This window comes from Cupriavidus oxalaticus (assembly GCF_016894385.1).
Taxonomy (GTDB): Bacteria; Pseudomonadota; Gammaproteobacteria; order Burkholderiales; family Burkholderiaceae; genus Cupriavidus; species Cupriavidus oxalaticus.
On record NZ_CP069811.1, the window covers coordinates 2,742,263 to 2,759,409 of the forward strand.

At 69.1% G+C, this 17,147-nt stretch carries 17 protein-coding genes; 9 read left to right on the top strand and 8 right to left on the bottom strand.

What is annotated here, in order from left to right; all coding sequences use genetic code 11:
- On the top strand, window positions 1–1,557 hold the full coding sequence (locus tag JTE92_RS12050) for an HAL/PAL/TAL family ammonia-lyase (RefSeq protein ID WP_084254470.1): 1,557 nt from the start codon (window positions 1–3) through the stop codon (window positions 1,555–1,557).
- Between the two features lie 28 nt (window positions 1,558–1,585).
- Window positions 1,586–2,800 carry a cation:proton antiporter gene (locus JTE92_RS12055; RefSeq protein WP_063237603.1) on the top strand — a complete coding sequence of 405 codons (1,215 nt, stop codon included), beginning with the start codon at window positions 1,586–1,588 and terminating at the stop codon, window positions 2,798–2,800.
- A 136-nt stretch (window positions 2,801–2,936) separates the two neighbouring features.
- On the opposite strand, the gene pip is transcribed toward JTE92_RS12055, so the two are convergent.
- Together pip and argG are read right to left on the bottom strand one after the other, a co-directional pair.
- Complete coding sequence (gene pip / locus JTE92_RS12060; protein ID WP_063237604.1) at window positions 2,937–3,887, bottom strand: prolyl aminopeptidase; 951 nt, start codon at window positions 3,885–3,887, stop codon at window positions 2,937–2,939.
- 150 nt (window positions 3,888–4,037) lie between these two features.
- Entirely contained in the window at window positions 4,038–5,363 is a 1,326-nt protein-coding gene (gene argG / locus JTE92_RS12065; protein WP_063237605.1) for an argininosuccinate synthase, read from the bottom strand.
- Between the two features lie 301 nt (window positions 5,364–5,664).
- Between argG and JTE92_RS12070 the strand changes: the two genes are divergently transcribed.
- From JTE92_RS12070 to JTE92_RS12080, 3 genes are read left to right on the top strand one after another with little or no spacing between them, the layout of a single operon-like run.
- On the top strand, window positions 5,665–6,828 hold the full coding sequence (locus JTE92_RS12070; RefSeq protein WP_063237606.1) for a CaiB/BaiF CoA transferase family protein: 1,164 nt from the start codon (window positions 5,665–5,667) through the stop codon (window positions 6,826–6,828).
- A gap of 46 nt (window positions 6,829–6,874) precedes the next feature.
- A complete protein-coding gene (locus JTE92_RS12075) occupies window positions 6,875–7,846 on the top strand; it encodes a Bug family tripartite tricarboxylate transporter substrate binding protein (protein WP_063237607.1) in 972 nt (323 codons plus the stop codon).
- A gap of 23 nt (window positions 7,847–7,869) precedes the next feature.
- Window positions 7,870–8,646 (top strand): enoyl-CoA hydratase, encoded by a 777-nt coding sequence (locus tag JTE92_RS12080; protein ID WP_063237608.1) that lies wholly within the window; start codon window positions 7,870–7,872, stop codon window positions 8,644–8,646.
- Between the two features lie 6 nt (window positions 8,647–8,652).
- On the opposite strand, the gene JTE92_RS12085 is transcribed toward JTE92_RS12080, so the two are convergent.
- Window positions 8,653–9,588: a LysR family transcriptional regulator gene (locus JTE92_RS12085; RefSeq protein ID WP_063237609.1), complete on the bottom strand. Its 936-nt coding sequence runs from the start codon at window positions 9,586–9,588 to the stop codon at window positions 8,653–8,655.
- A gap of 264 nt (window positions 9,589–9,852) precedes the next feature.
- Here JTE92_RS12085 and JTE92_RS12090 point away from each other — a divergent pair, with 264 nt between their 5' ends.
- From JTE92_RS12090 to JTE92_RS12100, 3 genes are all read left to right on the top strand, one after another.
- The gene (locus JTE92_RS12090) at window positions 9,853–10,278 is read left to right on the top strand and encodes a VOC family protein (protein ID WP_063237610.1); all 426 of its coding nucleotides are present in this window, start codon (window positions 9,853–9,855) and stop codon (window positions 10,276–10,278) included.
- A gap of 133 nt (window positions 10,279–10,411) precedes the next feature.
- Window positions 10,412–10,615: a SlyX family protein gene (locus JTE92_RS12095; protein ID WP_063237611.1), complete on the top strand. Its 204-nt coding sequence runs from the start codon at window positions 10,412–10,414 to the stop codon at window positions 10,613–10,615.
- 111 nt (window positions 10,616–10,726) lie between these two features.
- On the top strand, window positions 10,727–11,296 hold the full coding sequence (locus JTE92_RS12100) for a DUF1439 domain-containing protein (protein ID WP_063237612.1): 570 nt from the start codon (window positions 10,727–10,729) through the stop codon (window positions 11,294–11,296).
- Between the two features lie 2 nt (window positions 11,297–11,298).
- On the opposite strand, the gene JTE92_RS12105 is transcribed toward JTE92_RS12100, so the two are convergent.
- The 5 genes from JTE92_RS12105 to JTE92_RS12125 form a co-directional block, all read right to left on the bottom strand.
- Window positions 11,299–12,219 (bottom strand): DMT family transporter, encoded by a 921-nt coding sequence (locus tag JTE92_RS12105; protein ID WP_063237613.1) that lies wholly within the window; start codon window positions 12,217–12,219, stop codon window positions 11,299–11,301.
- A gap of 392 nt (window positions 12,220–12,611) precedes the next feature.
- The gene (locus tag JTE92_RS12110; protein WP_063237614.1) at window positions 12,612–13,439 is read right to left on the bottom strand and encodes an NAD-dependent protein deacetylase; all 828 of its coding nucleotides are present in this window, start codon (window positions 13,437–13,439) and stop codon (window positions 12,612–12,614) included.
- On the bottom strand, window positions 13,436–13,675 hold the full coding sequence (locus JTE92_RS12115; RefSeq protein ID WP_084254482.1) for an oxidoreductase-like domain-containing protein: 240 nt from the start codon (window positions 13,673–13,675) through the stop codon (window positions 13,436–13,438). Before JTE92_RS12115 ends, JTE92_RS12110 begins: the two co-directional genes overlap by 4 nt.
- Before the next feature lie 99 nt (window positions 13,676–13,774).
- On the bottom strand, window positions 13,775–14,101 hold the full coding sequence (locus JTE92_RS12120) for an RNA-binding protein (protein WP_063237616.1): 327 nt from the start codon (window positions 14,099–14,101) through the stop codon (window positions 13,775–13,777).
- Window positions 14,102–14,198: 97 nt separating this feature from the next.
- Window positions 14,199–14,435, bottom strand: coding sequence for a hypothetical protein (locus tag JTE92_RS12125; protein WP_063237617.1), 237 nt, complete (start codon window positions 14,433–14,435; stop codon window positions 14,199–14,201).
- A gap of 243 nt (window positions 14,436–14,678) precedes the next feature.
- On the opposite strand from JTE92_RS12125, the gene JTE92_RS12130 reads away from it, so the two are divergent.
- Window positions 14,679–17,000, top strand: a complete 2,322-nt coding sequence (locus JTE92_RS12130) for a patatin-like phospholipase family protein (RefSeq protein ID WP_063237618.1) — start codon at window positions 14,679–14,681, stop codon at window positions 16,998–17,000.
- Window positions 17,001–17,147 lie beyond the last annotated feature (147 nt).

A 17,147-nucleotide genomic window follows, 5' to 3' on the forward strand; every position in this document is an offset into this window, starting at 1 on the left:
ATGTCTGAACACGCTGGGCTGGATGCCCTCGAATCCGCCGCTGTTGCCGCGCAGGTTGTCTTCGACGGCACGCCCCTGACCATCGAGGCTGTGGCCGCGCTGGCGCGCCGCAGCGCCACGCCGGCGCTGTCCGATGCGCCCGCCTTCCGCGCGCGCATCACGCGCGGCATGGCCTTCCTGGACCGCCTGCTGCAGGAAGACGGCCGCGTCTACGGCGTGACCACGGGGTATGGCGACTCGTGCGAGACCACCGTCCCGGTCGCACGCGCGTACGAGCTGCCGGTGCACCTGTACACCTTCCACGGCTGCGGCATGGGCCGCTTGCTGGACGCGGGCGAGACCCGTGCCGTGCTCGCGGCGCGGCTGGCCTCGCTGTGCCAGGGCTATTCCGCGGTGAGCCCCGCACTGCTGGAGCAGCTGGCCGCGTTCCTGGCTCACGACGTGCTGCCTTGCATTCCCGCCGAGGGCTCGGTCGGCGCCAGCGGCGACCTGACGCCGCTGTCGTACGTTGCCGCCGCGCTGTGCGGCGAGCGCGAAGTGGTCCACCAGGGCCGCCGCCAGCCGGCTGCCGAGGCGCTCGCCGCGATCGGGCGCGAGCCGCTGCGGCTGCGCCCCAAGGAAGCGCTGGCGATCATGAACGGCACCGCGGTGATGACCGGCCTGGCCTGCCTCGCGTGGCAGCGCGCCGCGAGCCTGGCCGGGCTCGCGGCCACGCTCACCGCCGCGGCCGTGGCAGCGGTGGACGGCAATCCCTATCACTACGATGCGGCGTTGTTCGATGCCAAGCCGCATCCTGGCCAGCAGCGCGCCGCACGTCGCATCCGCATGCTGCTGGGCGACTCGCGCGCGCCGCGGCACGCCAGCCGGCTGCAGGACCGCTACTCGCTGCGCTGCGCGCCGCATGTGATCGGCGTGCTGGAAGATGCGCTCGACTGGTCGCGGCGCTGGATCGAGACCGAACTGAACAGCGCCAACGACAACCCGCTGGTCGAGCCCGATGAAGAACGCGTGCTGCATGGCGGGCACTTCTACGGCGGTCATATCGCCTTCGCCATGGATGCGCTGAAGACGGCGGTCGCCAGCGTCGCCGACCTGATGGACCGCCAGCTCGCGACCCTGGTGGACACGCGCTACAACAACGGCCTGCCGGCCAACCTGTCGGGCGCCACCGGCGCCGACGCGGCGCTGAATCACGGCCTGAAGGCGGTACAGATCGGCGTGTCGGCCTGGACCGCGGAGGCGCTCAAGCACACCATGCCGGCCACCGCGTTCTCGCGCTCGACCGAATGCCACAACCAGGACAAGGTCAGCATGGGCACCATTGCCAGCCGCGATTGCCTGCGCGTGCTGGAACTCGCCGAGCAGGTCGCCGCCGCCATGCTGATCGCGGTGCGCCAGGGCCTGGCGCTGCGTCTGCGCACCGGGTACGCGCTGCCGCAGCCGCTGCGGCCGCTGGTGGACCGGTTGCAGGAAGCGATTCCGCTGATCGTGCAGGACCGTGCGCTCGAGCCGGAATTGCGCCGCCTGGTGGCGCAAGTGCGCGCGGCGCAATGGTAGGGTTCGGCGATAGCAGAAGGACATCCCGATGAACGCGGTAAGCATCTTCTTCCTGCAGGCCATGCTGGTGGTCGCGCTGCCCTACCTGCTGTGGCGCGGCGCGGGCCTGCAGGCAGCGTTTCCGCTGGTGGCGGTGCAGGTGCTGGCCGGCATCATGCTCGGGCCGTCGGTGTTCGGCCAGCTGGCGCCACAGGGCTGGTCGGCGCTGTTCGGCCCCGATCACCTGCCGATGCTGTCCGGCCTGCAATGGCTCGCCGTGACGCTGTTCTGCTTCCTGACCGGCCTGCATTTGCGCGAAGACGCAGCGACGACGCACTGGCACGACACCCTGCGCATCTCGCTGGGCAGCATCGCCGCGCCATTCGTGCTCGGCGGCGCGGCCGGGTGGTGGATGATCCACGCCGGCTGGCCGGTGGCGGGCGAGCAGGCCAATCCCTACTGGTTCGCCTGCGCGATGGGGATCTGCACCGCGGTCACCGCGCTGCCCGTGCTGGGCGCGCTGCTGCGCGAGATGCGGCTGACCGGCACGCCGCTGGGCCAGCTCGCGCTGCGATGCGCGGCGGTCAATGACGCATGGGTGTGGCTGTTCCTGACGCTGGTGCTGCTGCAGCAGGGCAGCCAGCAAGGCGCCGGCGCGCTGGTCATCGGCGCGCGCGCCGTTGCCTACCTCGCCTTCATGTTCGGCGTGGTGCGCCCCGCGCTCGCCTGGCTGCTGCGCCGCGCGCAGGAGACGGAACTGCTGCTGGCGGTCGCGTTCTTCCTGGTGCTCGCGTCGGCATTCCTGGGCGAGCTGGCCGGGCTGCACCATGTGATGGGCGGCTTCGTCGCCGGGCTGGTCTGGCCATCGCGGGCGGCACAGCGCGTGCGCCAGCAGCTGGAACCGATGACGGTGGTGGTGCTGTTGCCGTTCTTCTTCCTCGCCGCCGGGCTGCGTACCGAGATTTCGCTGCAGGAACCGATGACGCTATGGATCGCCGCGCTGTCGCTGGTAGTCGCCGTCGCCGGCAAGATGGCCGGCGTCGCGCTGCCGGCATTGCGCGCTGGCATGGGCTGGCGCAGATCGCTGGCGCTTGGCGCACTGCTGCAGACCAAGGGACTGGTCGAGGTGGTGGTGCTGACCGTGCTGCTGGACGCGCGCGTCATCAGCACGACGGCGTTCTCGGGGCTGCTGCTGATGGCGCTGGCCAGTACGCTCCTGGCGCGGCCGCTGACGTTGATGGTGACACACGGCCGCTTGCGCTGAACGGCGGGGTTTGCAGCGCGTGGCTTCGTGGAGGCGCCGGCCCTCACCCCCGGCCCCTCTCCCGCATGCGGGAGAGGGGAGCAAACCCGTGGCGATCCGATGTCTCAGGCGGCTTGCCACATCAACCGCCACACCCCTACCCCGCGAACCGATCCGTCGCCGCAATCAACTGATCCGTGATGCCCGGCTCCGTCCACGCATGGCCCGCCCCTTCGATCAGGTGGAAATCCGCCTTGGGCCACGCCTTGTGCAGGGCATGGGCATAGCGCACCGGGCACGGCATGTCATAGCGGCCATGCACGATCACGCCGGGGATATCGGCCAGCTTGCATGCATCGCGCAGCAGCTGGCCATCCTCCAGCCAGCAGCGGTGCGTGAAGTAATGGTTCTCCAGCCGCGCGAAGGCCAGCGCGAAGTGGCTGTCGTCATGCCTGGCGCTGTTGCCGGCATCCGGCAGCAGCGTGATGGTCTCGCCTTCCCACACGCTCCAGGCACGCGCGGCTTCGACCTGCTTGTCCTTGTCGTCGCCGGTCAGCAGCTTGCGATAGGCCGCCATCATGTTGCCGCGCTCCGCTTCGGGCACCGGCGCCTGGAAGCGCTCCCATTTCTCGGGGAACATCTCGGACACGCCGTACTGGTAGTACCAGTCCAGCTCGGCCTGCGACACCGTGTAGATGCCGCGCAGCACCAGCTCGCTGACGCGTTGCGGATGCTTCTGCGCATAGGCCAGCGCGAGCGTCGAGCCCCAGGAACCGCCGAATACCAGCCAGCGCTCCACGCCGGCCAGTTCGCGCAGGCGCTCGATATCGTCGACCAGGTGCCATGTGGTGTTATGCGCAAGCCCGGCATGCGGCGTCGATCGCCCGCAGCCGCGCTGGTCGAACAGCAGCACGTCATAGCGCGCCGGGTCGAACAGCCGCCGATGGTCGGCCGAGATCCCGCCACCGGGCCCGCCGTGCAGGAACACCGCCGGCTTGGCGCCCGGCGTGCCGACGCGCTCGTAATAGATGACGTGGCCGTCGCCGACATCGAGCGTGCCGGTCTGGTAGGGCTCGATTTCGGGGTAGAGGGTGCGGAGGGCGGGCATGGTGGATGGCTCCGGTGGTCTCGAGGCCACAGTGTACGCCGCCACAACGGGGCTCGCGCCAGCCGGCGTTGCCGGAGACGGCGCAAAAAAACCGGCACCCAAAGGTGCCGGTTTTTTTCAAGCAAATCGCGCCAACCGTCGCGACCCCGCTCAGTCTTCCAGCTTCGGCAGCGAAGCGCTCACCTGCGTCGACAGCAGGCCGGTCTTGGCATACGTCTGCAGCTTCTCGCGCGTATCGACGATATCCAGCGTACGCATGGTCAGCTGGCCGATCCGGTCCAGCGGCGTGAACATCGACTCGCCCTTTTCCATCGTCAGCCGTTCCGGCTTGTAGGTCAGGTTGGGCGAGGTGGTGTTCAGGATCGAGTAGTCGTTGCCGCGGCGCAGTTCGATGGTGACTTCGCCGGTGATGGCGCCGGCCACCCAGCGCTGGGCGGTTTCGCGCAGCATGATGGCTTGCGGGTCGAACCAGCGGCCCTGGTACAGCAGGCGGCCCAGGCGGCGGCCGTTGTCGCGGTACTGCTCGATGGTGTCTTCGTTGTGGATGCCGGTGATCAGGCGCTCGTAGGCGATGAACAGCAGCGCCAGGCCCGGGGCTTCGTAGATGCCGCGGCTCTTGGCTTCGATGATGCGGTTTTCGATCTGGTCGCTCATGCCCAGGCCATGGCGGCCGCCGATGCGGTTGGCTTCCATGAACAGGTCAACGGCGTTGGCGAAGGTCTGGCCGTTCAGCGCGACCGGCTGGCCTTCCTCGAAGCGCACGGTGACTTCCTCGCGCTTGACTTCCACGTCATCGCGCCAGAACTGCACGCCCATGATCGGCTGGACGATGCGGATGCCCGAATCCAGGTGCTCCAGGTCCTTGGCCTCGTGGGTGGCGCCCAGCATGTTGGAGTCGGTCGAGTACGCCTTCTCGGCCGACATCTTGTAGTCGAAGCCGTTCTGGCGCATGAACTCGGACATCTCGGCGCGGCCGCCCAGTTCGTCGATGAACTGCTGGTCCAGCCACGGCTTGTAGATCTGCAGGCCGGGGTTGGTCAGCAGGCCGTAGCGGTAGAAGCGCTCGATGTCATTGCCCTTGAACGTGCTGCCATCGCCCCAGATGTTGACGCCATCTTCCTTCATCGCGGCGACCAGCATGGTGCCGGTGACGGCGCGGCCGATCGGGGTGGTGTTGAAGTAGGTGATGCCGGCGGTGGAGATGTGGAACGCACCGCACTGCAGCGCGGCGATGCCCTCGGCCACCAGCTGCGTGCGGCAGTCGACCAGGCGGGCTTCCTCGGCGCCGTAGGCCTTGGCGCGGCGCGGGATGTCGTCGTAGTCGGGCTCGTCGGGCTGGCCCAGGTTGGCGGTGTAGGCGTAGGGGACGGCGCCCTTCTGGCGCATCCAGAGGAGTGCCGCGCTGGTGTCAAGGCCGCCGGAGAAGGCGATACCGACGCGCTCGCCGGTAGGAATGTGCTGCAGGATGGTAGTCATCGCCAGAAATCTAAGTGAATTTGTCGGCTCTTGGGCGGGCTTCCGCCGCGTTGCGCGCAAAGGCGCCGGCACGCGGAAGCACGGCGACGCGGCCGGCCGAGTCACGGGCCGAGTCAGTGCCAAACGCGAATTGTGACACGGCAGCGCCCACGCGCCAAACGCGGGCCAATGCCGGGTCGCGGGCCGCACCCCGGCGGAGCGTTGAAAAGCCGCGAACGCGCCCTTCAAAACTATCGACTGGTTCGCCCCCCGGGCCCCTCCCTATACTGCGCCGCATCGTCGTTTTGAGAGCGGAGTCGTCATGCTGCATCGCGCCCTGCAAGGGATCCGGGTCCTGGACCTGTCGCGCATCCTGGCCGGTCCCTGGTGCACCCAGAACCTGGCCGACCTGGGCGCCGAGGTGACCAAGGTCGAACACCCCCAGCGCGGCGACGACACGCGCGGCTGGGGGCCGCCCTACCTGGACGCACCCGCCGGCGCCGAAGGCGATCCGCGCCTGTCCGGCTACTTCATCTGCTGCAATCGCGGCAAGCGCTCGGTGGCGATCGACTACGGCACGCCGGAAGGCGCCGCGCAGGTGCGCGAGCTGGCGCGCGAGGCCGACGTGCTGGTCGAGAACTACAAGGTCGGCACGCTGCGCCGCTACGGGCTGGACTACGACTCGCTGAAGGCGATCAACCCCCGCCTGGTCTACCTGTCGATCACCGGCTTCGGCCAGGACGGGCCGATGGCCGACAAGCCCGGCTATGACTACGTGTTCCAGGGCATGGGCGGCCTGATGAGCTATACCGGCCAGCCCGACGGCGCACCGGGCGCGGGACCGCTGCGCACCGGCGTGGCGGTGGTGGACCTGAGCACCGGCATGTATGCGACCTCGGCGGTGCTGGCCGCGCTGTACCAGCGGCAAGCGACCGGCGCCGGCGCGCACCTGGACATCGCGCTGCTCGACGTGGCCGTGGCGATGAACGCCAACCAGGCCGCCAACTACCTGGTCTCTGGCCAGAATCCGCAGCGCAGCGGCAACGCGCATCCCAATTGCGCGCCGTATGAAGTGTTCCGCTGCGCCGACGGCCACCTGATCCTGGCGATCGGCAATGACGGCCAGTTCGCGCGCTTCTGCGCGGTGGCGGGCATGCCTGAGTTGGCACAGGACCCGCGCTACGCCACCAATTCGGCGCGCATCGAGCACCTGCCGGCGCTGCGCGGGCTGCTGACCGAACTCTTCCCCACCCGCACGCGCGCCGCCTGGACCGATGCGTTCGACGCCAACGGCGTGCCGTGGGGCCCGATCCACACCATGGATGAAGTCTTCGCCCACCCACAGGTGCAGCACCGCGGCCTGATGCAGGTGGCGGAGCACCCCGTCATGGGCCGCGTGCCGATGGTGCGCAACCCGATGCTGGCGGGCCACGACGGCGTGCCCATGCCACCGCCGCTGCTGGGCGAGCACGGCGCCGCCAACTGATCCCCTGCCCACACAAGACCGACAAACCCTGCTCCGGAGACACCCGATGAAACCAGTCCTTGCCACCGCTGCCCTGTTCGCCGCGCTCGCCACAGCCGGCGCCGCGCAGGCCAGCGCCTACCCCGACCGCCCGATCAAGCTGGTCGTGCCCTACGCCGCGGGCGGCACCACCGACATCATCGCCCGCATCGTCGGCACCCACCTCGGCCCGGTGCTGGGCCAGCCGGTAGTGATCGAGAACCGCCCGGGCGCCGGCGGCGCCGTGGGCAGCGCCTATGCCGCCAAGCAGCCTGCCGATGGCTACACGCTGGTGATGGAGGTGGAAAGCTCGCATGCGGTCAACCCGAACGTCTACGTCAAGACCGCGTATGACCCGGTGAAGGATTTCGCGCCGATCAGCAACCTCGCCGACGTGCCCAACGTGCTGGTGGTGAACCCGTCGTTCCCCGCGGCAGACCTGCAGTCCTTCATCAAGCTGCTGAAAGCCAATCCGGGCAAGTATTCGTTCGGCTCGTCGGGCAATGGCGGCCTGAGCCACATGAACGGCGAGCTGTTCATGAACGCCACCGGCACGCGCATGCTGCACGTGCCCTACAAAGGCCTGGGTCCCGCGCTCAACGATGCGGTCGCGGGCCAGATCCAGGTCGTGTTCGACAATATCCCGTCGTCGTCCGCGCTGATCCAGGGCGGACGCCTGAAGCCGCTGGCGGTTGCGGCAAAGCAGCGCCTGAAGGTGCTGCCCAACGTGCCGACCTATGCCGAAGCCGGCCTGCCGGCGATGAACAATCCGTCGTGGTTCGGACTGGCCGCACCGGCCGGCACGCCCGCCCCGATCCTCGACAAGCTGAACCAGGCCGTGCGCAAGGTGCTGGCCGAGCCCGACGTGATCGCCGCGATCGAGAAGCAGGGCGCGATCCCGGCACCCACCTCGCGCCAGGCCTTCTCCGAACTGGTGCGCGGGCAGAATGCGCACTGGAAGAAGGTCGTCGACGAGATCCAGTTCACCAGGCTCCAGTAAGCCAGCCACCAGCAAGGAACGACATGAGCGAAACCATCCAGGAACAGTACGCCGGCGTCGACATCGACGCGCGCGGCATTGCCACCGTCACCATCCGCGACGCGGGCTCCCTCAACATCCTCGGCACGCCGGTGATCGCCTCGGTCACGCGCGCGATCGAGGCGCTGGCGGCCAACGACGCGGTACGCGTGGTGGTGCTGCGCGGCACCGGCGACAAGGGCTTTATCGGCGGCGCCGACATCAAGGAAATGGCCGCGCTGGACCGCACCAGCGCGCAGGCCTTCATCAGCGGCCTGCGCCGCCTGTGCGACGCGGTGCGCCACTGCCCGGCGCCGGTGATCGCGCGCATGCCGGGCTGGTGCCTGGGCGGCGGGCTGGAGCTGGCGCTGGCGTGCGATATCCGCGTCGCCGCCGACAATGCGCAGCTCGGCATGCCAGAGGTCAAGGTCGGCATCCCGTCGGTGATCCACGCCGCGCTGATGCCGCGCCTGATCGGCAATGCGCGTGCATCGTGGCTGCTGCTGACGGGCGAGATCGCCGACGCCGACGACGCGCTGCAGTGGGGCCTGGTCAACCGCGTGGTGCCGCTGGATGCGCTGGACCAGGAGGTCGAGCGCGTGGCCGCGCTGCTGGCGGGCTTCGGCCCCGTTGCCGTGCGCCAGCAGAAGCGCTTGCTGCGCGAGTGGGAAGATGCGCCGGTCGATGTGTCGATCAACAACAGCGTGGCGGAATTCGGCAGCGCCTTCGACACCGGCGAGCCGCAGCAGCATATGGCCACGTTCCTCAACCGCAAGCGCTGATTTGCCCTATGGCGCCGTGCTGGCCACGGCGCCGCCCTCGCGCGTGGCCACCACGCGCGGATCGTTGAGCAGGAACTGCGCGAACGCCTCGGCAAATGCCGGCAGCTTGCCGTCGGCGCGCACGATCAGGTTGAGTTCGCGCAGTGCCCACGGCTCGGCCAGCCGCACCCCCACCACGCGCGCTTCGCGCAGCGCCTGTGCCGCCACGCTGCGCGGCACCAGCGCCACGCCCACCCCCGCCTCGGCCAGCGACAGCACCGCGTCGAAGCTGTGCGCATGCAGCCGCACGTTAGGACTCTTGCCCGCGCGCTGCGCCATGTCGCGCAGGAACAGGAAGTTGCTGCTGGTGCGGCTCATGCAGACAAAGTCGAAAGCCAGCGCCGCGCCGAAGCGGACCTCCGGCTCGCGCGCCAGCGGATGCTCCGCCGCGACCGCCAGGATCAGCTCGTCGCGCGCATAGCGCACCGAGCGCACGCCGGTGGTCTCGAAATCGCCGGCGAGAATGCCGACGTCAGCTTCATGCGCCGCGACCGCGGTCAGGATCGACTGGCTGGCGCGCTCCTCAAGGTCGATGTTCACGTCCGGGTTGGCCAGCAGGAAGCGGCTCACGCTCGGGATGATGAAGCCGTTGAGCGAGCTGCTGTTGGCCAGCAGGCGGATATTGCCTTTCAGGCCCGCCGAGAAACGGCCCACCTCGCCGTGCATGCGCTCGACGCCGAGCAGCAGCTCGCGCACATGGACCAGCAGTGTCTCCCCCGCCGGCGTCAGCTCCATGCCGCGCGCGGTGCGCACGAACAGCGGCGTGCCCATCGCATGCTCGAGGTTCTTCAGCCGGTAGCTTGCCGCCGATGCGGTGATATGCGTGGCCGAAGCGCCGCCCGAAAGACTTTGTGCATCGGCGATCGCCTGGAACAGGCGCAGGTCGGTCAGTTCGTAACGCAAGGCAGCTCCGGGTGTCTAAAGTGGTCAGGCGAGAGCCGGATCGAGACGGTTCGCGGGCATTCTAGTGCAGCCCGGCACGCGAGGCCTCGCACACGACCCGTTTCGCATTCATGTGGACGCCGACCACTTTGTTTGCTAAGGTATTGTGGACGGCGTACACAAAAGCGTTGCGCCCGGTTGCCGGATCCTTGCGGGCATCGTCCGCACGACGGCTACGTTCTTCCTGGCCGCCCCGCCCGGGCGGCCTCCTCTACAGGAGTTGTCATGCAAGTCCAGCCCTATCTCTTTCTTGAAGGCCGTTGCGATGAAGCGGTGGAGTTCTACAAGAAAACCCTTGGCGCCAAGGTCAACATGCGGATGACGTTCAAGGAGAACCCCGAGCCCGAAAAGGCCGACCCCGGCTGCCAGGCTCCGCCGGGAACGGAAGACAAGGTCATGCACATGGAATTCCAGATCGGCGACAGCGTGATCATGGCGTCCGACGGCCGCTGCTCGAACCAGCCCAAGTTCGAAGGCTTCGGCCTGACCATCAGCTTTGCCGACAAGGCCTCCGTGGAAAAGGCCTTCAACGGCCTGAAGGAAGGCGGCCAGGTGGTGATGCCGCTGGACAAGACCTTCTTCGCCGAGCAGTTTGGCATGGTGAGCGACCGCTTCGGCGTCATGTGGATGCTGATCACCGAGCAGAAGTAAGCACGGCGCGCGCGGTTTCGCCGGCGGCAGCGGCATACAGGACCACATACGGGACCACATACCGGACCACATACGGGATTACAATGCGCGCCGCCAGCCGGAGAAACCGGCAAACCCACGACAGCCACGCGCCATGGACGAACGCATCACGGAACTCGAAATCAAGCTCGCCTTCCAGGAAGACCTGCTCGAAACGCTCAACGCCACCGTGGCCCGGCAGCAGCAGCAGATCGACCTGTTGCAGGGGCAGTTTCGCGCGCTCTACCAGCAGTTGCGCAGCGCCGCGTCGACGGCGGCGGAATCCGATCCCCTGCAGGAAATCCCGCCGCATTACTGATGCGGCGTCGGGTGCGCGCGTCGGCCATGTGACGGAACGCCACCCCGCGCGCGCGGTCTGACTGGCTGACTCCATCCACGGCGCGCCGGCGAGGCGCGCACCATCCGCCACATGCGCCTGCGCCCCTCCCTGCTCCCTGCCGCCGCGGCTGTCGTTGCGGCCGTCTGCGCCGCTGCCACACCCGCGCTGGCCGGCTACAACGTCTGGACCGGCGAATACACGCTGAGCCGCCAGGAACTGCAGGCCGCGCTGGAACAGCGCTTTCCCGCCACGCTGCGCTACGCGGAAGTGGTGACCGTGCAGCTGAGCCACCCCCGGCTGGTGCTCGACGAGGCCAGCAACCGGCTCACCACCCATGTCGACGCACGCCTGACCAATGCATTGCTGCCCTCGCCGCCGGTCGACGGCAAGCTGGCGCTCAACAGCGGCGTGCGCTACGACCCCGGCCAGCGCGCCGTGCTGCTCGACAACCCCACGGTGCAGCAAGTGGAGGTCAACGGCATGGCCCAGTACCGCGAGCAGCTCAATGCCATCGGCGCGGTCGTCGCGCAGCAGTTGCTGAAGGACTACCCGGTCTATACCTTCAAGCCCGAGGAACTGCGCTTCGGCGGCAAGGAGGTCGAGCCGGGGACGATCACGGTCGGCAAGGACGAAGTGCGGGTCGAAGTGAAGAACCGCTGAGGCTACGCCGCTTCCGGTGCCCTTTCCCGCGCGCCGCGGAACACCAGCGCCAGCCCCGCCAGCACCGCGGCCATCCCGGCAACCGCCAGCGGCGCCATCCGGTTGCCCAGCAGCAGGTAGTCCAGCACGGCGGTACCGGCCGGCACCAGGTAGAACAGGCTGGTCACGTTGACCAGGTTGCCCGCGCGGATCAGCCGGTAGAACAGCAGCGTGGCGCCGATCGAGATGCCCAGCGTCAGCCACAGCAGCGGCAGCGCGAACGCCAGCGATACCTCGAAAGCAAAAGGCTGGAACGGCAGGCACAGCAGGCACGCCGCGAGGCTGGCGCCGTACTGCAGCGGCAGCACCTGCGCCGGCTCGCGCGTGATGCGCTTCTGCAGGATGGCGCCGACCGTCATGCAAGCGAGCGATGCCAGCCCGCACAACACGCCCGCCAGGGAAAGCCGTGCCAGCAGCAGGCTGTCCGCGACCACCAGCGCCAGCCCGGCGAGCGCGAGCGCCAGGCCCGCCATGCGGGTAGTGCTGCAGCGTCGCTCGGTCAGCAACAGGGTCAGCATCGGTTGCGCGCCCAGCACGGTGGCAAGCACGCCGGGCGTCATGCCATGGTCGAGTGCGAGGAGGTAGAACACGGCGTAGCCGCCGATCAGCAGCAGGCCGGTCAGCGCCACATGCAGCCGTTCGCCCCGCGGGGGCAGCACATGGCCGCGCGCCAGGCCGATGGCGCCGAGCACCGCCAGCGTCATCGCAAAGCGCAGCGTCAGCAAGGCAAAGGGCGTGGCGTGGTCCAGCCCGAGGCGCGCCGCGATGGCGCCGCTGCTCCACAGCAGCACGAACAGGGGTGTGGCCCAGAACGCGGCGGATACCGCATGCCGGGCGTCCGTTGCGGCGCCCGGTTGCGCCGCGCAGTTGTTTTCGGTGGTCATAAATGTCATCTGTCGAAGGCATGGCAGGCCCCGGCGCGCGGGCGCGCGAATCGACTGCAGCGGCGCGCAACGCGCGCGGCTGCCGTGCCGTCAGGCACGCGCAGGCGTGAATACCGGGGACGAGAGTGCTGCGATGCGGGCCGCGATGCGCCCGTCAGCCGCGTGGCGGCGGGGGCGGATGCGCGCCGCCGGAGAGCGGCGGCGGCGGTGCGACAGAGACGAACGCAGGCTGGCGACGCACGCACGGCAACGCTTCGCACGGCGGTGCGGCGTTGACGGGGCGTTGGCGGTCTGCGGTCATGACGAAATCGGGAATTTGATGCGAAGGTCTGGCGATGCTATGCCTGTACGGCGGCCGCGTCAACGGGCGGCAGGCATGATCCGGCCATCGCTCAATTTGCAGCGCCGGAACCGAGCTGCGCCACCAGCGCCTGCAGCGCAGGCGCGCAGCCGGCTTCGACCTTCAGCGCCAGCATAGCGTCCGCGCGCGTGGTGCCGAGGTTGAGCGCCGCCACCGGCTTGCCCATCTGCCCGGCCCAGACGCAGAAGCGGTAGCCCGAGTAGACCATCAGCGACGAGCCCACCACCAGCACCGCATCGGCGGCCTCCAGCGCCGCACGCGCGGCATCGACGCGCACACGCGGGACCGACTCCCCGAAGAAAACCACGTCCGGCTTGAGGATGCCGCCGCAGCGCCCGCACTCCGGCACGCGGAACTGCGCGAACAGCGGCGATTCGAAATGCACGTCGCCATCGGCGGCCGGCTCGGCGATCACGTCGCGCAGCGCGGCGTTCCGGTCCAGCAGCCAGTCCTGCAGGCCGGCGCGGTCATGGCGCGCGCCGCAGTCCAAGCAGATGGCGCTGGCCAGGCTGCCGTGCAGCTCGATCACGCCGCGGCTGCCGGCACGCTGGTGCAAGCCGTCGACATTCTGCGTGACCAGCGCGCCCAGGTGGCCCTGCTCGCCCAGCCGGACCAGCGCCTGATGGGCGCCGTTGGGCCGCGCCTGCCACGCCACCGGCCAGCCCAGCATGCTGCGCGCCCAGTAGCGCTGGCGCCCGGCGTGCGAGCCGAGGAAGGCCTGCAGCGTGATCGGCTGCGAACGCTGCCACTGGCCGCGCGCATCGCGATAGCCGGGGATGCCGGAATCCGTGCTGATGCCGGCGCCGGTCAGCACGAACAGGCGCGGATGGCGCCGTACGAAGTCAAGCAGGGCGTTCAACTGGCCGGATCCTCCGCGTGCCGCGCAGCCTGGCGCGCTTCCCACGCGCGCAGTTCCTCGCGGTAGCGGTCCAGCTCCTGGTAGTAGTAGTCGAAGATGCAGGGATCGCAGCCGGAGCCGCAGCATTCATCGTCGCCCGGCCGCTCGGGCGGTACGGGGCGCGGGTCATCGGCGGGGCTGGCGACGGGGCTGGCGACTGGGTTGGCGGCAGGGTTGACGGGAGACGCTTGGGACACGGACTGCACGCCGCTGCGGGCGGATTTGGCGGATCAGCCGCCAGTATATGCCGCCGGCGCCAACCGCGCCGCGTCGCTGCAGCGCCGAGCCAGTGGCGCTCAGTGACTCAGCAGCACGCTGCCGACCGGGATCACCAGCGCCGTGCCGGACAGGCAGGCCATATCGTCATCGGCAAGCCAGCGCGCCACCAGGTCGGCCAGCCGCGCACCGATGCGGGCCAGCTCGGGCGGGTCGGCCAGGTAGACGGCATCGATCACGTCCTGGTCGAACGCGAGCAACGCACTGATGCGGCAGCGCCCCGGCGAGCCGGGCGGCTCGGCCTGCCAGCTCACCTGCACCTCGCTGCCCCCGGCGCGATGGTATTCGGCCGACATCGGGAACAGCCGGCAGGTATGTTCGCGGGTCCACTCCACCAGTACGGTCATGGCGATTCCCCCCTCTTCGCGGTCCGTGCGGTCCGTGCCGTCCCAAGCCGGTCCCAAGCCCGTCCCATTCGGCCCGCCAGGCGCGCCGCTGGCTGCTTCAGCGGCTCAGTACATGGTAGAGCCAGTCGTGCGCGCGTGGCGGCACGCCCAGCGCGCTCGCGTCGATACGCCGGCCCCGCGCGCTTATTGCGCCGTCGTACAGGGCATCCACCGCTGCCTGGGCATCCGGGTAACGCCCCATCACGCCATTGCCCAGCATCAGCATCCAGTCCTTCTCGCGGGGAATCAGCGTCAGTTGCCCCACTGCGGTCTGGCAAAAGAAATAACCGTACATGCATTCCCCACCCGCCTTGGCCTGCGTTCATCTTAGTCACTGCGCGCGGCCTGCGCAGGGCGCTCCCGGCAGCGGATGCCGATCTGCACGCTTCCGAGCGGCATGATGAATTGTTTTGCGGCACGCGCGCCAGGCGGCCCGTGCGCCGCGTTTTGCCCGAAGATAAGCCGACGCCCATCCCGGCCGCGCACAGACCGGGCAACCGGCGCCGCCATTGCGGCTGCCTGCTGAACGGACGACGACATGAAGGCAGCCACACCCGATGGGTTGCGGATCCTGCGGCTGGCAGCGCTCGCGCTGGCGGCGTGCCTTGCCGTGGGCGCCCGGGCTGCGCCGGACGTAGCGACCGCATCGACCGCATCGAGCGCATCGAGCGCAGCGGACGTGCCGGCGCCGGCCGCGACCGGCACACCTGCCGCCCCCGCCGCGCCTGTCCGCGGCACGCGTCCGCGCATCTGCCTGGTGTTGTCCGGCGGCGGGGCGCGCGGCGCCGCGCATATCGGCGTGCTCAAGGTGCTGGAGGAACTGCGCGTGCCGGTGGACTGCATCGCAGGCACCAGCATGGGCTCGCTGGTCGGCGGCGCCTATGCCACCGGCATGTCGCCCGCCGAGATGGAGCGGCTGGTCGGCGGCCTGAGCACCGAGAAGCTGTTCAAGGAACGCCCGCCGCGCCAGGACCTGACCATCCGCCGCAAGCAGGACGACTTCACCAACCTGTTCACGCCCGAGATCGGCGTGCAGGCAAGCGGGCTGCTGTTGCCCAAGGGCGCGGTCTCGGGCGTGCAGCTGGAAACGGTGCTGCGCCAGCTGGCGCGCACGCCCGGCTACCGCGACTTCGACAAGCTGCCGATCCCCTACCGCGCCGTCGCCACCGACCTGGTCTCCGGCACGCCGGTGGTGTTCAATTCCGGCGAGCTGGCCAACGTGATGCGCGCCAGCATGTCGGTCCCGGGTGCGGTGGCGCCGGCGGAGTACCAGGGCCGGCTACTGGTCGACGGCGGACTCACCGACAACCTGCCGGTCGGCGTGGCGCGCGCGATGGGCGCCGATGTCATCATCGCCGTCAACCTCGGCACGCCGCTGATGAAGCGCGAGGAACTGACCTCGGTCATCGGCGTGACGGGCCAGATGCTCAATATCCTGACCGAGCAGAACGTGCGCGCCTCGCTGGCCTCGCTGGCTCCCGCCGACGTGCTGATCGAGCCCGCGCTCGGCGACTTCTCCGCGACCGACTTCGACCACCTGACCGCCACCATCCCCATCGGCGAAGCCGCGGCGCGCAAGGTGGCCGAACGCCTCGCGCCGCTGGCGCTGCCGCCGGCGCAGTACGCGCAGCTGCGCGCGGTGCAGCAGGCGGTGCCGCCGCCGGACACGCGGCCGGTCGATGCGATCGAACTGGCGCCGCTGCACCGCGTCAACCCCGAGGTTGCCACCGCGGTGATGGAGACCAAGCCGGGCGAGCCGCTCGACCAGGCCACGCTCGACCAGGACATGCGGCGGCTGTTCGGCACCGGCGACTTCGAGCACGTCAACTACGGCATCCTGGAAGAACCGGGCAAGCGCATCCTGGTGGTCAATGCGGTCGAGAAGTCGTACGGGCCGGACTACCTGCGCTTCGGCCTCGGGCTCAGTTCGGACTTCCGCGGCGATGCCTTCTTCAACCTGGTCGGCAGCTACCGGCGCACCTGGCTGAACTCGCTCGGCGCCGAGTGGCGCACCGATGCGCAGGTGGGCCAGACCACCTCGCTGATGAGCGAGTTCTACCAGCCGCTGAACACGCGCCAGTATTTCTTCATCGCCCCGCGCATCGAGCTGGAGCGGCGGCCGGTCAACGTGTTCCAGGGCAGCACCCGCCTGGCCACCTACGACCTGCGCCGCTTCGACGTCGCGCTGGACGTGGGCAGCCAGTTCACCAAGTACGGCGAGCTGCGGCTGGGCGTGCAGACCGGCACGCTGGACGCCACGCTGAGCACCGGCCCGGAGGCGCTGTCGCCGGGCCCCGGCAGGATCAAGCGCGGCGCCATTACCGGCCGGCTCTTCGTCGACCAGCTCGACAGCGTCGACTTCCCGCGCTTCGGCTATTCGGCCTCGGTGCGCGTCTATGCCTCGCAACCGGGGCTCGGTGCCGACGATTCCTATGTCAAGGCGCAGGCCGAAGGAACCTATGCGCATTCGTGGGGCAACCATACCGTCTCGCTCGGCTTCAAGGCCGGCTCCAATGTCGGCAACCCGCTGCCGCGCTATGACCTGTTCCAGTGGGGCGGCTTCCTGCAGCAGTCCGGCTATGCGACCGGCCAGCTGCTGGGCGGCAACCTGCAGTTTGCGCGGCTGGTCTACTACAACAAGCTGGCGCGGCAGACGCTGCTGCAGGGCATCTACGCCGGCTTTTCGCTGGAGGCGGGACGCATGGGCGCGCCGCTGGTGCCGGGCAGCCCGACCGGGCTGCTCAAGTCCGGCTCGCTGTTCCTGGCGCTGGACAGCCCGCTGGGGCCGCTCTACCTGGCCTATGGCCGCGCGGCGGCGGGGACGTACAGCTTCTATCTCTACCTGGGCAAGCCGTTCTGAGGCGCAGGCCCTCCGCCCTCCGCCGGTGAGGAACCAACATGTGATGCATGCGTACCCCACCAACGTTGTATGTAATGTCTTAAATCAAATGTCTATACTTTTCCCGTCAGCAAGACCCCCTCTTGGATGACGACCCTTTCCCAATCG